14 protein-coding genes and 1 pseudogene are annotated in these 13,801 nt (G+C 61.1%); 11 read left to right on the top strand and 4 right to left on the bottom strand.

Annotated features, from left to right (window positions below):
• Nucleotides 1–71: 71 nt before the first annotated feature.
• Nucleotides 72–746: a RadC family protein gene (gene radC / locus NTD85_RS01515; RefSeq protein WP_262141248.1), complete on the bottom strand. Its 675-nt coding sequence runs from the start codon at nt 744–746 to the stop codon at nt 72–74.
• Between the two features lie 135 nt (nt 747–881).
• Between radC and coaBC the strand changes: the two genes are divergently transcribed.
• The 4 genes and pseudogenes from coaBC to argB all read left to right on the top strand — a co-directional run bounded on the left by coaBC (nt 882) and on the right by argB (nt 5,172).
• A complete protein-coding gene (gene coaBC, locus NTD85_RS01510; protein WP_003229480.1) occupies nt 882–2,090 on the top strand; it encodes a bifunctional phosphopantothenoylcysteine decarboxylase/phosphopantothenate--cysteine ligase CoaBC in 1,209 nt (402 codons plus the stop codon).
• A 5-nt stretch (nt 2,091–2,095) separates the two neighbouring features.
• The gene (gene dut, locus NTD85_RS01505) at nt 2,096–2,551 is read left to right on the top strand and encodes a dUTP diphosphatase (protein ID WP_003229483.1); all 456 of its coding nucleotides are present in this window, start codon (nt 2,096–2,098) and stop codon (nt 2,549–2,551) included.
• Between the two features lie 321 nt (nt 2,552–2,872).
• A pseudogene (locus NTD85_RS01500) lies at nt 2,873–4,249 on the top strand (phosphomannomutase/phosphoglucomutase); the annotation flags it as partial.
• 17 nt (nt 4,250–4,266) lie between these two features.
• On the top strand, nt 4,267–5,172 hold the full coding sequence (argB, locus tag NTD85_RS01495) for an acetylglutamate kinase (protein ID WP_003229488.1): 906 nt from the start codon (nt 4,267–4,269) through the stop codon (nt 5,170–5,172).
• 187 nt (nt 5,173–5,359) lie between these two features.
• On the opposite strand, the gene pyrE is transcribed toward argB, so the two are convergent.
• Nucleotides 5,360–6,004, bottom strand: a complete 645-nt coding sequence (gene pyrE, locus NTD85_RS01490) for an orotate phosphoribosyltransferase (RefSeq protein ID WP_103483721.1) — start codon at nt 6,002–6,004, stop codon at nt 5,360–5,362.
• Nucleotides 6,005–6,086: 82 nt separating this feature from the next.
• On the opposite strand from pyrE, the gene NTD85_RS01485 reads away from it, so the two are divergent.
• A complete protein-coding gene (locus NTD85_RS01485; protein ID WP_003229491.1) occupies nt 6,087–6,866 on the top strand; it encodes an exodeoxyribonuclease III in 780 nt (259 codons plus the stop codon).
• Nucleotides 6,867–7,043: 177 nt separating this feature from the next.
• Here the strand turns inward: NTD85_RS01485 and NTD85_RS01480 are convergent, their stop codons facing one another.
• Together NTD85_RS01480 and rph are read right to left on the bottom strand one after the other, a co-directional pair.
• Complete coding sequence (locus NTD85_RS01480; RefSeq protein ID WP_003229492.1) at nt 7,044–7,412, bottom strand: DUF4870 domain-containing protein; 369 nt, start codon at nt 7,410–7,412, stop codon at nt 7,044–7,046.
• A gap of 29 nt (nt 7,413–7,441) precedes the next feature.
• Nucleotides 7,442–8,164, bottom strand: coding sequence for a ribonuclease PH (gene rph / locus NTD85_RS01475; RefSeq protein ID WP_003229494.1), 723 nt, complete (start codon nt 8,162–8,164; stop codon nt 7,442–7,444).
• A 270-nt stretch (nt 8,165–8,434) separates the two neighbouring features.
• Here rph and NTD85_RS01470 point away from each other — a divergent pair, with 270 nt between their 5' ends.
• From NTD85_RS01470 to NTD85_RS01445, 6 genes are all read left to right on the top strand, one after another.
• Nucleotides 8,435–9,298, top strand: coding sequence for a YicC/YloC family endoribonuclease (locus tag NTD85_RS01470; protein ID WP_003229497.1), 864 nt, complete (start codon nt 8,435–8,437; stop codon nt 9,296–9,298).
• A 10-nt stretch (nt 9,299–9,308) separates the two neighbouring features.
• Nucleotides 9,309–9,929 carry a guanylate kinase gene (gene gmk / locus NTD85_RS01465; protein ID WP_003229498.1) on the top strand — a complete coding sequence of 207 codons (621 nt, stop codon included), beginning with the start codon at nt 9,309–9,311 and terminating at the stop codon, nt 9,927–9,929.
• 167 nt (nt 9,930–10,096) lie between these two features.
• On the top strand, nt 10,097–10,360 hold the full coding sequence (rpoZ, locus tag NTD85_RS01460) for a DNA-directed RNA polymerase subunit omega (protein ID WP_003229503.1): 264 nt from the start codon (nt 10,097–10,099) through the stop codon (nt 10,358–10,360).
• A 57-nt stretch (nt 10,361–10,417) separates the two neighbouring features.
• Complete coding sequence (spoT, locus tag NTD85_RS01455) at nt 10,418–12,523, top strand: bifunctional GTP diphosphokinase/guanosine-3',5'-bis pyrophosphate 3'-pyrophosphohydrolase (protein ID WP_003229505.1); 2,106 nt, start codon at nt 10,418–10,420, stop codon at nt 12,521–12,523.
• A gap of 24 nt (nt 12,524–12,547) precedes the next feature.
• Entirely contained in the window at nt 12,548–12,928 is a 381-nt protein-coding gene (locus tag NTD85_RS01450; protein ID WP_003229509.1) for a RidA family protein, read from the top strand.
• Between the two features lie 73 nt (nt 12,929–13,001).
• Nucleotides 13,002–13,742: a hypothetical protein gene (locus NTD85_RS01445; RefSeq protein ID WP_003229511.1), complete on the top strand. Its 741-nt coding sequence runs from the start codon at nt 13,002–13,004 to the stop codon at nt 13,740–13,742.
• Nucleotides 13,743–13,801 lie beyond the last annotated feature (59 nt).

The following is a 13,801-nucleotide window of genomic DNA, read 5'->3' as shown; positions in this document are numbered from 1 at the left end:
CGCCCCCCCCCCCCCCCCCCCCCCCCCCCCCCCCCCCCGCTCCCACAGGGGTTGGCGTTTGTTGTTGAAAGCTACATCCAGCCATACTCCGCCATCGACAACGGCTCGCCGTCGCCAACGATGAAGTGATCGAGCACCCGCACATCAATCAGATCCAAAGCCTTCTGCAAGCGCTTGGTCAGTTGCCGATCCGCCTGGCTCGGATCGCTGTTCCCCGACGGGTGGTTGTGGCAGAGAATCACCGCCGCCGCGTTGTTGGCCAATGAGCGTTTCACCACTTCCCGGGGATGCACACTGGTGTTGTCGATCGAGCCGCGAAACAGCGCCTCGAACGTCAGCACTTGATGCTTGGAGTCGAGAAACAGGCAGCCGAACACCTCGTGCGGCTCGTGGCGCAGCATGGACTTCAAGTAATCCCGAACTGCCTGCGGATTCTCCAGCGCCGGTTTTTTACGCATGCGCTCGGCCAGATGCCGCCGCCCCATTTCCAGCACCGCCTGCAACTGTGCGAACTTCGCAGGCCCCAATCCCAACTGCACGCTGAACGCCGCAAGATCGGCCTCCAGCAATGCGCGCAGGCTGCCGAATTGCGTCAACAGGTGTCGCGCCAGATCCACCGCGCTTTTTCCCGTGACCCCGGTACGAAGAAAAATCGCCAGTAATTCGGCATCGGAAAGGCTTCCCGCGCCCTGTTCAAGTAGCTTCTCCCGCGGCCGCTCCGCCGCTGGCCAATCGCGAATACTCATACACCTTCCTTGTCTGTGGGCGCCGCTGTTCCGTAGCGGTCGCTGTGATATCGTAGCCCATCTTTTTTGCGGGCGAATTCACCCTGGGGAGGGGGTTTCGCCACGTATGTCACCCACGAAATGAAAGGCAGACCTATGCAGCGGCTGTATCGGAAACGCATCGTTCTGGGCGTCGGCGGCGGCATTGCGGCCTACAAGAGCGCCGATCTGGTTCGGCGCCTGATCGACCAGGGCGCCGAAGTGCGCGTGGTCATGACCCATGGCGGCGCCGAGTTCATCACCCCGCTGACCATGCAGGCCCTGTCCGGGCACCCGGTTCACCTCGACTTGCTCGACCCGGCCGCCGAAGCGGCGATGGGCCACATCGAGCTGGCCAAGTGGGCCGATCTGGTATTGATCGCCCCGGCCACCGCCGACCTGATCGCCCGTCTGGCCCAAGGCATCGCCAACGATTTGCTGACCACTTTGGTTCTTGCTACCGATGCCGTAGTGGCCGTCGCGCCGGCGATGAATCAGGCGATGTGGCGCGACCCGGCGACCCAGGCCAACCTGCAACTCCTTGAAAGCCGCGGCCTGAAGACCTTCGGCCCGGCCTCCGGCAGCCAGGCCTGCGGCGACGTCGGCATGGGCCGGATGATGGAAGCCACCGATCTGGCGCAGTGCGCGGCGGATTGTTTCCAGCGTCAGGCACTGACCGGCAAGCACGTGGTGATCACCGCCGGCCCGACTCAGGAAAACATCGACCCGGTGCGCTACATCACCAACCACAGCTCCGGGAAAATGGGCTTCGCTCTGGCCGAAGCCGCGGTGGAAGCCGGCGCCCGCGTGACCCTGATCAGCGGCCCGGTACACCTGCCGACGCCGGATCGCGTCACGCGTATCGACGTGGTCAGTGCCCGCGACATGCTCGCAGCGTGCGAATCGGCTATCCCATGTGATGTGTTCATCGCCTCGGCTGCGGTGGCGGACTACCGTCCGGAAGTCGTTGCCCCGCAAAAACTCAAGAAAGACCCTACAAGCGGCGACGGCTTCGTCCTGCAAATGGTGCGTAACCCGGACATCCTGGCCACCATCGCGACCCGTCCCGACCGTCCGTTCAGTGTCGGCTTCGCCGCCGAGACCGAACACCTGCTCGACTACGCTGCACGCAAGCTGAAAGACAAGAATCTCGATTTGATCGTCGCCAACGACGTCGCCAACCCGAGCATCGGTTTCAACAGCGAAGAAAACGCCTGCAGCGTGATCGACCGTGAGCTTCATGCCACTGTTTTCGCCCAGACCAGCAAGAGCAAGATCGCTCGCCAACTGGTCACTTTTATCGCCGAACGTCTGAACCAGGTTTAATTTACATGCACGCTTTGCAAGCCAAGATCCTCGACCCACGCATCGGTACCGAATTCCCGCTGCCGCAATACGCCACCCCAGGCTCCGCCGGCCTCGACCTGCGCGCCATGCTGGAACAGGACATCGTGATCAAGCCGGGTGAAACCGTGCTGATCCCTACCGGTCTGTCGGTCTACATCGGCGACCCGAACCTCGCCGCGCTGATCCTGCCGCGCTCGGGCATGGGCCATAAGCACGGCATCGTGCTGGGCAACCTCGTCGGCCTGATCGACTCGGATTATCAGGGCCCGCTGATGGTGTCCTGCTGGAACCGTGGCCAGAGCGACTTCACCATGACTGTCGGCGAACGTCTGGCGCAGCTGGTGCTGGTACCCGTGGTGCAGGCGCACTTCGAAATGGTTGAAGAGTTCGTTGAAACCGAACGCGGCGCGGGCGGTTTTGGCCATACCGGCACTAAATGATCCACGGGTAATTTCTGTGGCGAGGGAGCTTGCTCCCGCTGGGCTGCGCAGCAGACCCAAAATCTTGGGGGCGCAGCGTCCCCATGCGGGAGCAAGCTCCCTCGCCACAAAATTTGTGCAGCAGGTTTTAGCACCGAAAATCAAGGTTTTGCCGGCCGCAGGCCACGCCAGGCAAGGCGTCATGGCCCTTTCACACCACGAACTCTCTGCGGAAAACGCCGTCATACCCTTCAGTTTGAGCCTGCCGCCGAGTGAATCGTCGGTGTGTCCCGCCACTTTCGAGATGGAGCATTTGTGCAGATGAGCACCCCCGCCAAGATCGCCCCGAAGCTTCCCGACAGCATCTTCCGCGCCTATGACATTCGCGGCACCGTGCCGGAATTCCTCAATGCCGAAACCGCTTACTGGATCGGCCGCGCCATCGGCTCACAGAGCCTAGCCCAAGGTGAACCGAATGTTTCCGTCGGTCGTGACGGTCGCCTGTCCGGCCCGGAGCTGGTTGCCGAGCTGATCCGCGGTATCGCCGAAAGCGGCTGCCATGTCAGCGATGTCGGCCTGGTCCCGACCCCGGCGCTGTACTACGCGGCCAACGTGCTCGCGGGTAAATCCGGGGTGATGCTCACCGGCAGCCACAACCCGTCGAACTACAACGGCTTCAAGATCGTAATCGCCGGCGACACCCTCGCCAACGAGCAGATCCAGGTGCTGCACGAGCGCATCAAGACCAACGACCTGAGCAGCGGCCAGGGCAGCGTGACCCAGGTCGAGATCCTTGACCGTTACACCACCGAAATCGTCCGGGACGTCAAACTGGCCCGGCGCATGAAAGTCGTGGTCGACTGCGGCAATGGCGCGGCCGGGGTGATCGCTCCGCAACTGATCGAAGCACTGAACTGCGAAGTCATCCCGCTGTTCTGCGAAGTCGACGGCAACTTCCCCAACCACCACCCGGATCCGGGCAAGCCCGAGAACCTCGTCGACCTGATCGCCAAGGTCAAGGAAACCAATGCCGACCTCGGTCTGGCCTTCGACGGTGACGGCGACCGCGTCGGCGTAGTGACTAATACTGGCAGCATCGTCTACCCGGATCGCCTGCTGATGCTGTTCGCCCGCGACGTGGTGGCGCGCAACCCGGACGCGGAAATCATCTTCGACGTCAAATGCACCCGCCGTCTGGTGCCGTTGATCAAGGAATACGGCGGTCGCCCGCTAATGTGGAAGACCGGTCACTCGTTGATCAAAAAGAAAATGAAACAATCCGGTGCTCTATTGGCCGGTGAGATGAGCGGCCACATCTTCTTCAAGGAGCGCTGGTTCGGTTTCGACGACGGCATCTACAGCGCCGCACGGCTGCTGGAGATCCTCAGCAAGGAAAAATCCACCGCGGAAGAACTGTTTGCGACCTTCCCGAACGATATTTCTACGCCTGAAATCAATATCCATGTGACCGAAGAGAGCAAATTCAGCATCATTGATGCACTGCACGACGCACAGTGGGGCCCAGGCGCTGACCTGACCACCATCGACGGCGTGCGGGTCGATTACGCCAAAGGCTGGGGCTTGGTGCGCGCCTCCAACACCACACCGGTGCTGGTGCTGCGCTTCGAGGCCGATGACGAGGCTGAATTGCAGCGCATCAAGGATGTGTTCCACGCCCAATTGAAACGCGTTGCACCTGATCTCCAACTACCGTTCTGATTCACCCGGAGCCCTGAATGACCCTCGAACGCGAAGCCGCCGCCCACACCGCCCAGGTTCTGTCCGAAGCGTTGCCTTACATCCGACGTTATGTCGGCAAGACCCTGGTGATCAAATACGGCGGCAACGCGATGGAAAGCGAGGAGCTGAAAACCGGCTTCGCCCGCGACATCGTCTTGATGAAAGCCGTGGGCATCAACCCGGTCGTGGTTCACGGCGGCGGCCCGCAGATCGGTGATCTGCTCAAGCGTCTGTCGATCGAAAGCCACTTCGTCGATGGCATGCGCGTCACCGACGCCGCGACCATGGACGTGGTGGAAATGGTCCTCGGCGGTCAGGTCAACAAAAGCATCGTCAACCTGATCAACCGTCACGGCGGCAGTGCCATCGGCCTGACCGGTAAAGACGCCGGGCTGATTCGGGCGAAGAAACTGACCGTCACCCGCCAGACCCCGGAGATGACCCAGCCGGAAATCATCGACATCGGTCAGGTCGGTGAAGTGGTCGGGATCAACACCGAACTGCTGAACCTGCTGGTCAAAGGCAACTTCATCCCGGTGATCGCGCCGATCGGCGTCGGTGAGAACGGTGAGTCGTACAACATCAACGCCGACCTCGTGGCCGGTAAAGTCGCCGAGGCGCTGAAAGCCGAGAAGCTGATGCTGCTGACCAACATCGCCGGCCTGATGGACAAGTCGGGCACCGTGTTGACCGGCCTGAGCACCCAGCAGGTCGACGACCTGATCGCCGACGGTACCATCTACGGCGGCATGCTGCCGAAGATCCGCTGCGCACTGGAAGCGGTTCAGGGCGGCGTTGGCAGCTCGCTGATCATCGACGGCCGCGTACCGAACGCGATCCTGCTGGAAATCTTCACCGACACTGGTGTGGGCACGCTGATCAGCAATCGCAAGCGTCCTTAAGGCGTCGCGCAAACAAAAAGACCCCGCTCAGCCTGGCTGAGCGGGGTCTTTTTTTGCCTGCGGCCTTCCATCTATTGTGGCGAGGGAGCTTGCTCCCGCTTGAGTGCGCAGCGCTCACAAGCTTATCGGGTCTGCTACGCAGCCCAGCGGGAGCAAGCTCCCTCGCCACAAAAGCTCATTCCACAGTTCAGACGCCGAACTGGGCGCGGTACGCTTCCACGGCGGGCAGATGCTGCTTGAGCTGTGTGTCGTCGGCGAGGAATTCCAGCACCTGGTTCAGCGAAACGATGCTGATCACCGGAATACCGAAGTCACGCTCGACTTCCTGGATCGCCGACAATTCACCGTTGCCACGCTCCTGACGGTTCAGGGCGATCAGCACGCCGGCCGCCTTGGCGCCCTCCTGGGAAGCGATGATCTGCATCACTTCGCGGATCGCGGTGCCGGCGGTGATCACGTCGTCGATGATCAGCACTTCACCGGTCAGTGGCGCACCGACCAGGCTGCCGCCTTCGCCGTGGGCCTTGGCTTCCTTGCGGTTGAAGCACCATGGCAGGTCACGGTTGTGGTGTTCGGCCAGTGCGACAGCGGTGGTGGCTGCCAGCGGGATGCCTTTGTAGGCCGGGCCAAACAATACGTCGAAAGGAATGCCGCTTTCGGCGATGGCTGCAGCGTAGAAACGCCCCAGCTGCGCCAGGGCCGAACCCGAGTTGAACAGGCCGGCATTGAAGAAGTAGGGACTGGTGCGCCCGGACTTCAGGGTGAACTCACCGAAGCGCAAAACGCCGCGATCGATGGCAAAACGAATGAAATCGCGCTGATACGCTTGCATGAAAAAAACCCCAAATACCACGGATTTAGCTAATTAGCTTGACGCCGTGTATCATACACGCACGCGATTTTTGGGGCCATTTATGCGGATCATCAGTGTGAACGTCAATGGTATTCAGGCTGCAGTCGAGCGTGGTTTGCTCAGTTGGCTGCAGGCACAGAATGCCGACGTCATCTGCCTGCAGGACACCCGTGCCTCCGCCTTTGAACTGGATGACCCAGCCTTCCAACTGGATGGCTACTTCCTTTATGCCTGCGATGCTGAAGTCCCTGCCCAAGGCGGCGTGGCTTTGTATTCGCGGTTGCAACCGAAGGCTGTCATCAGCGGTCTCGGTTTCGAGACGGCCGACCGCTACGGGCGCTACCTGCAAGCAGATTTCGACAAAGTCAGTATTGCCACCTTGCTGCTTCCTTCGGGGATGAACGGCGATGAGGACTTGAACCAGAAGTTCAAGCTCATGGACGACTTCGGCAAGTACCTGGACAAGCAGCGGCGTAAACGTCGCGAGTACATTTATTGTGGCTCGCTGTACGTTGCGCAGCAGAAGCTCGACATCAAGAACTGGCGCGACAGCCAGCAATCCCCGGGCTTCCTGGCGCCAGAACGCGCCTGGATGGACGAGATTGTCGGCAACATGGGCTATGTCGATGCCCTGCGCGAAGTCAGCCGCGAAGGCGACCAGTACAGCTGGTGGCCGGACAACGAACAGGCCGAGATGCTGAATCTGGGCTGGCGCTTCGATTACCAGCTGCTGACCCCGGGCCTGCGCCGCTTCGTACGCAGCGCACGCCTGCCGCGTCAGCCACGGTTCTCGCAGCACGCGCCGCTGATCGTCGACTACGACTGGACGCTGACCATCTAAGCGTCGATCCGTGAATGCAAAAAAGCCGACATTGCTGTCGGCTTTTTTGTGGGTAACTGCTTTTCAAATGTGGGAGCGGGCTTGCTCGCGAAGGCGTCGTGTCAGCCACCTACTCGTTGACGGATACACCGTCTTCGCGAGCAAGCCCGCTCCCACAAGGGAAATCGTCGCTGGTTATTATTTGATCAGTCGCCAGGTGAATGGATAACGGTAGGGAAAGCCTTCGTTCGCCTTCACCCCGGCAATGATCGTCAACACCAGCGCCCCGATCGCCAGCAGGCCCAGCAAGAAGAAGCCGATGATCAACACCATCAGCAGCAGGCAGATCGCGGCAGCAATCGCCACGGTGATCTGAAAATTCAGCGCTTCCTTGCCCTGAGCGTCGATGAACGGATCGGTTTCGCGCTTCATCTGCCACAGGATCAGCGGCCCGATCAGGTTGCCGAACGGAATCCAGATTCCCAGCAAGGCGGACAAGTGACAAAACATCGCCCATTGGCGAACCTCCTGGCTCGGCTTGGGCAGCAACTCTTGCTCATCACTCATCGCGTCCTCCTTGCGGGTTACGAACCTGCTCAGTCGGCCAGTGCGGCCTTTTGCAGTTCGAAGATTTCGTTCATGCCTTTCTTGGCCAGTTCCAGCATGGCGTTCAGCTCTTCAGGCTGGAACGGCGCGCCTTCGGCGGTGCCCTGAACTTCGATGAAGCCACCAGTGCTGGTCATCACCACGTTGAGGTCGGTCTCGGCGGCGGAATCTTCAAGATAGTCCAGATCCAGCACCGGCTCGCCCTGATACATACCGACCGACACGGCGCCGATCATTTGCTTGAGCGGGTCGCCGCCTTTCAGGCCGCCGCGCTTCTTGATCACTTTCAACGCATCGACCAGTGCCACCATCGCGCCGGTGATGGACGCGGTGCGGGTGCCGCCGTCAGCCTGGATCACGTCGCAGTCGACGTACAGGGTGACGTCGCCCAGCTTGGACATGTCCAGCGCAGCGCGCAGGGAACGACCGATCAAACGCTGGATTTCCAGAGTGCGGCCGCCCTGCTTGCCACGGCTCGCTTCACGCTGATTACGCTCGCCAGTGGCGCGCGGCAGCATGCCGTACTCGGCGGTCAACCAGCCCTGGCCTTGCCCTTTGAGGAAGCGCGGCACGCCGTTTTCGACGCTGACGGTGCAGATGACCTTGGTATCACCGAATTCGACCAGTACGGATCCCTCGGCGTGTTTGGTGTAGTTGCGGGTAATGCGGATCGAGCGAAGCTGATCGGCAGCGCGACCACTTGGACGTTTCATAGGGAATACCTGTACTGGGGACGGAAAACTGCCGAGCATTATAGAGCGCTGCACCGCGCCTGGGCACGGGTTAAAAATTCCGACCGTCGACCCAGAGGCCTGAAACGCGCATAACCGACGGCCTGCAGCCCTTTGTCACACCGTGTGTTTGGGCGCATCCGCCGCACTGCGCTACAATCCTGCGCCTTTGCTGCCAGTCGGCTTAAATTCATTGATATCGAGCCTGCGGAACATCCCTTCTGCGCCGATCTGCATTGCGAGGTCACCGCCATGGTGCACAGCATGACCGCCTTCGCCCGCGTCGAAAAAGCCGGCGTCCAGGGCACCCTGAGCTGGGAGCTGCGCTCGGTCAACAGCCGCTATCTCGAACCGCACCTGCGCCTGCCGGAGTCGTTCCGCGACCTTGAGGGCGCGGTGCGTGAAGCCCTGCGTCAGGGCCTGTCGCGGGGCAAACTGGAATGCACCCTGCGCTTCACCGAAGAAAGCACCGGCAAACCGTTGCAGGTCGACCGCGAGCGCGCCGCGCAACTGGTCGCCGCCGCCGAAACCGTTGCCGGCCTGATCAAGAACCCGGCGGCGCTGAACCCGCTGGAAGTGCTGGCCTGGCCAGGCGTGCTGGTGGCCGACGCGACCGATCCGCAAGCCCTGAACGCCGAGGCGCTGGCCCTGTTCAATCAAGGCCTGAAAGAACTCAAGGCCGGCCGCGAGCGCGAAGGCGCGGAGCTGGCACGCCTGATCAACGAGCGCCTGACTTCAATTGAAGAGGATGTCGTGACCTTGCGCGAACTGGTGCCGCACATGCTCGCGACCCAGCGCCAGAAAGTCCTCGACCGCTTCACCGACATGAAGGCCGAACTGGATCCGCAGCGTCTGGAACAGGAAATGGTCATCCTCGCGCAAAAGAGCGATGTGGCCGAAGAACTGGATCGCCTGAGCACGCACATCATCGAAGTTCGCCGGGTGCTCAAGTCCGGCGGTGCCGCCGGCCGGCGCCTGGACTTCCTGATGCAGGAACTCAACCGCGAAGCCAACACACTGGGCTCCAAGGCCTTCGACCCGCGCAGCACCCAGGCCGCCGTCAACCTCAAGGTGTTGATCGAGCAGATGCGTGAACAAGTGCAGAATATTGAGTAAGGCAACAGACATGACCCACAGCACCGGCACCCTGTACATCATTTCCGCCCCATCGGGTGCGGGCAAGAGCAGCCTGGTCAAGGCTTTGACCGATGCCAATCCGGAGATCCGCGTCTCGATCTCCCATACCACCCGCGCCATGCGTCCGGGTGAAGTGGACGGCGTGAACTATCACTTCGTGACCCGCGAAGAGTTCGTGAAAATGGGCGAGCACGGCGACTTCCTCGAACGCGCCGAAGTCTTCGGCAACTTCTACGGCACCTCGCAAAGCCGCTTGCAGCAGACGCTGGACGAAGGTCACGACCTGATTCTGGAAATCGACTGGCAAGGCGCCGAGCAAGTGCGCAAGCTGATGCCGCAGGCACGCTCGATTTTCATCCTGCCGCCGTCGCTTCAGGCCCTGCACCAGCGCCTGACCAACCGCGGCCAGGACAGCGACGAGATCATCGACGGCCGGATGCGCGAAGCCGTCAGCGAGATGAGCCACTATGTCGAGTACGACTATCTGATCATCAACGACGATTTCGCCCATGCACTGGACGATCTGAAGGCGATTTTCCGCGCCAACCAGCTGCAACAGAAACGCCAGCAGGTACGTTTTGGCAAATTGCTGGCCGAACTGCTGGGTTAATCAGCACTTCCCAAAACCGCTGCAAGCGCTTTACATTGGTGCTTGCAGCGCGTTGAAGGGTCTGGTCAAAAAATCAGCGCTTCCCTAATCGCTGGTGATTTTTTAAACTGCTCAGTCCGCTCGCCCAACCGGGCAGCGCGCATATTGCATTCGCTCCGAGGAATACCATGGCCCGCGTAACCGTTGAAGACTGCCTAGAACACGTGGAAAACCGCTTTGAGCTGGTCATGCTCTCTACCAAGCGTGCCCGTCAACTGGCCACCGGCGGCAAAGAGCCACTGGTCCAGTGGGAAAACGACAAGCCGACCGTTGTCGCCCTGCGTGAAATCGCAGAAGGCCTGATGAGCTACGAGTTCATCGCCGAGCAGGAAATTGTCCATGAAGACCCGGTCTTCGCTGCGTTCGAGGACGAGTCCAACGAGGCCGTCTAAGCCTATGCCTGGTCGACGTAGCACGGCGCGGGAACACAGCCTACGGCAGGAGTCATCATGCCGAGCATAGACGCCCTCGCCGATCGCTTATCGACCTACCTCGGCAACGACCAGGTCAACCTGGTCCGCCGAGCGTATTTCTACGCCGAACAAGCCCATGACGGTCAGCGCCGTCGCAGCGGCGAGGCGTACGTCACGCATCCTCTTGCGGTGGCGAATATTCTTGCCGACATGCACATGGATCATCAGAGCCTGATGGCCGCGATGCTGCATGACGTGATCGAAGACACCGGTATCGCCAAAGAGGCGCTGCAAGCGCAGTTCGGTGAAACCGTGGCCGAACTGGTCGACGGGGTCAGCAAACTGACCCAGATGAACTTCGAGACCAAGGCCGAAGCCCAGGCCGAAAACTTCCAGAAAATGGCCATGGCCATGGCGCGCGACATTCGCGTGATCCTGGTCAAACTCGCCGACCGCCTGCACAACATGCGCACGCTGGAAGTGCTGTCCGGGGAAAAACGCCGCCGGATCGCCAAGGAAACCCTCGAAATCTACGCGCCCATCGCCAACCGGCTGGGCATGCACGCGATTCGTATCGAATTCGAAGACCTCGGCTTCAAGGCGATGCACCCGATGCGTTCCGCGCGGATCTACCAGGCGGTCAAGCGCGCCCGGGGCAACCGCAAGGAAATCGTCAACAAGATCGAAGAGTCCCTCGGCCACTGCCTCGCGATCGACGGCATTCAGGGCGAAGTCAGCGGGCGCCAGAAACACCTCTACGGCATCTACAAGAAAATGCGCGGCAAGCGTCGGGCCTTCAACGAGATCATGGACGTCTATGCGTTCCGGATCATCGTCGACAAGGTCGATACCTGCTATCGCGTGCTGGGTGCTGTGCATAATTTGTACAAACCGTTGCCGGGGCGCTTCAAGGATTACATCGCGATCCCCAAGGCCAACGGCTATCAGTCGCTGCACACCACACTGTTCGGCATGCACGGCGTGCCGATCGAGATCCAGATCCGCACCCGCGAAATGGAAGAGATGGCCAACAACGGCATTGCCGCCCATTGGCTGTACAAATCCAGCGGTGACGAGCAGCCGAAAGGCACTCACGCCCGCGCCCGTCAGTGGGTCAAAGGTGTGCTGGAAATGCAGCAACGTGCCGGCAACTCGCTGGAATTCATCGAGAGCGTGAAGATCGACCTGTTCCCGGACGAGGTCTACGTGTTCACGCCCAAAGGCCGGATCATGGAGCTGCCCAAAGGCTCCACGGCGGTCGACTTTGCCTATGCGGTGCACACCGACGTCGGCAACAGCTGCATTGCCTGCCGGATCAACCGCCGTCTCGCACCGCTGTCCGAGCCGCTGCAAAGCGGTTCCACGGTCGAGATCGTCAGCGCGCCAGGCGCGCGGCCAAATCCGGCGTGGCTCAACTTCGTGGTCACCGGCAAGGCACGCACGCACATCCGCCACGCGCTGAAACTGCAACGCCGCTCCGAGTCCATCAGCCTCGGCGAACGCCTGCTGAACAAGGTGCTCAACGGTTTCGACAGCTCGCTGGAGAAGATCCCGGCCGAGCGCGTCACGGCCATGCTTACCGAGTACCGCCTCGAACTGATCGAAGATTTGCTCGAAGACATCGGCCTCGGCAATCGCATGGCCTATGTCGTGGCGCGCCGTCTGCTCGGCGAAGGTGAACAGTTGCCAAGTCCGGAAGGTCCGCTGGCGATTCGCGGCACCGAAGGTCTGGTGCTCAGTTACGCCAAGTGCTGCACGCCGATCCCGGGTGACCCGATTGTCGGCCATCTGTCGGCGGGCAAAGGCATGGTCGTGCACTTGGACAACTGCCGCAACATCAGCGAAATCCGGCACAACCCGGAAAAATGCATCCAGCTCTCGTGGGCCAAGGATGTAACCGGCGAATTCAACGTCGAGCTGCGCGTCGAACTGGAACACCAACGCGGCCTGATCGCCCTGCTGGCCAGCAGCGTCAACGCGGCCGACGGCAATATCGAGAAAATCAGCATGGACGAGCGCGATGGCCGCATCAGCGTCGTCCAGCTGGTGGTCAGCGTCCACGACCGTGTGCACCTGGCCCGCGTGATCAAGAAACTGCGCGCCCTGACCGGGGTCATCCGCATCACCCGCATGCGTGCCTAACTCACACCTAACAAGGAGTCATACATGACCAAGACTGTTATCACCAGCGACAAGGCCCCAGCCGCCATCGGTACCTACTCCCAGGCGATCAAGGCCGGCAACACTGTCTACATGTCGGGCCAGATTCCTCTGGACCCAAAAACCATGGAACTGGTTGAAGGCTTCGAAGCCCAGACCGTCCAGGTGTTCGAGAACCTCAAAGCCGTAGCCGAAGCTGCCGGCGGTTCGTTCAAGGACATCGTCAAGCTGAACATCTTCCTCACCGACCTGAGCCACTTCGCCAAGGTCAACGAGATCATGGGCAAGTACTTCGACCAGCCGTACCCGGCCCGCGCCGCCATCGGCGTTGCTGCCCTGCCGAAGGGTTCGCAAGTCGAAATGGATGCCATCCTGGTCATCGAGTAATGCACACGGCGCAGCCCTCACACGCTGCGCCGACTGCTCTGCGGTAAAGAAAAGGTTTTGAAAGGATTCCACCATGCGCAAAGCGCTTGCTCTCTCGCTGCTCGCCATTTTCCTCGGCGGCTGTGCCAGCGACCCCGCCGACCGTGACATCAGCGGCACCTGGATCAACCAGGTGGCGATCGATGCTGCTGCCAAGGGCGGCCCCCTGCGCGAAGCGCTTCAGGCCTATGGCCCGAACCTGGAGTGGGACGTCAACACCAAGGCCGGTCAGGCCCGCTACACCAACGGTTTCGAGAACGTCGAAGGACGGCTGCAGGGCGAACAGTCCGGCGCCTGGAAAGTCGACTTCTATGGCAGCTCCGGCAGTGAGCTGAAACGTGACGGCGGCCGGATGAAACAAGCCGCCACCGAGAACGAACCCGACCAGTTGTTCGACCGCGCACAAATCCCCGTGCCGGAAGGTGCGCCAATCGGCGCCAGCTTCGAGCGCGCACTGTATTCGGCCTACCTGGGCGGCAGCTGGAAAATTGCCAGCGGCGACGGCGAAGGCGGCACCGTGCAGTTCCAGGCCGACGGCCAGGTGTCCGGTCTGCCCGGCGCCGACCGCTATGCCCTGTGCCTGGCAGGCGACTGTGCCTCGATGAACAGCGACCACGACAGCATGTGGCTGCAACTCAACGGCCAGGGCAACAACTGGATCTTTGCCCGCAAAGGCAAGGCGCTGGAGATTTTCCAGGCAGTGAATACCGCACTGGCGGATGAAATGCCGCAGTTCACCCCGGGTGAACGCAAGTGGTTGCTTGAGAAGCAGTAACCGCGCCTGAGAGCAATACGTAACCCTGTGGGAGCGGGCTTGCTCGCGAAGGGGGTGTG

Source organism: Pseudomonas sp. 13B_3.2_Bac1 (genome assembly GCF_025466205.1).
Lineage (GTDB): Bacteria > Pseudomonadota > Gammaproteobacteria > Pseudomonadales > Pseudomonadaceae > Aquipseudomonas > Aquipseudomonas fluorescens_H.
This window is presented reverse-complemented; position numbering and strand designations above follow the sequence as displayed.

Excerpts from the sequence above, each read along its gene's own strand:
- NTD85_RS01480 (WP_003229492.1), bottom strand. The coding sequence starts at position 7,412 with ATGAGTGATGAGCAAGAGTTGCTGCCCAAGCCGAGCCAGGAGGTTCGC.
- NTD85_RS01470 (WP_003229497.1), top strand. The coding sequence starts at position 8,435 with ATGGTGCACAGCATGACCGCCTTCGCCCGCGTCGAAAAAGCCGGCGTC.
- spoT (WP_003229505.1), top strand. The coding sequence starts at position 10,418 with ATGCCGAGCATAGACGCCCTCGCCGATCGCTTATCGACCTACCTCGGC.
- rpoZ (WP_003229503.1), top strand. The coding sequence starts at position 10,097 with ATGGCCCGCGTAACCGTTGAAGACTGCCTAGAACACGTGGAAAACCGC.
- coaBC (WP_003229480.1), top strand. The coding sequence starts at position 882 with ATGCAGCGGCTGTATCGGAAACGCATCGTTCTGGGCGTCGGCGGCGGC.
- radC (WP_262141248.1), bottom strand. The coding sequence starts at position 746 with ATGAGTATTCGCGATTGGCCAGCGGCGGAGCGGCCGCGGGAGAAGCTA.
- NTD85_RS01450 (WP_003229509.1), top strand. The coding sequence starts at position 12,548 with ATGACCAAGACTGTTATCACCAGCGACAAGGCCCCAGCCGCCATCGGT.
- dut (WP_003229483.1), top strand. The coding sequence starts at position 2,096 with ATGCACGCTTTGCAAGCCAAGATCCTCGACCCACGCATCGGTACCGAA.
- NTD85_RS01485 (WP_003229491.1), top strand. The coding sequence starts at position 6,087 with ATGCGGATCATCAGTGTGAACGTCAATGGTATTCAGGCTGCAGTCGAG.
- gmk (WP_003229498.1), top strand. The coding sequence starts at position 9,309 with ATGACCCACAGCACCGGCACCCTGTACATCATTTCCGCCCCATCGGGT.
- rph (WP_003229494.1), bottom strand. The coding sequence starts at position 8,164 with ATGAAACGTCCAAGTGGTCGCGCTGCCGATCAGCTTCGCTCGATCCGC.
- NTD85_RS01445 (WP_003229511.1), top strand. The coding sequence starts at position 13,002 with ATGCGCAAAGCGCTTGCTCTCTCGCTGCTCGCCATTTTCCTCGGCGGC.
- pyrE (WP_103483721.1), bottom strand. The coding sequence starts at position 6,004 with ATGCAAGCGTATCAGCGCGATTTCATTCGTTTTGCCATCGATCGCGGC.
- argB (WP_003229488.1), top strand. The coding sequence starts at position 4,267 with ATGACCCTCGAACGCGAAGCCGCCGCCCACACCGCCCAGGTTCTGTCC.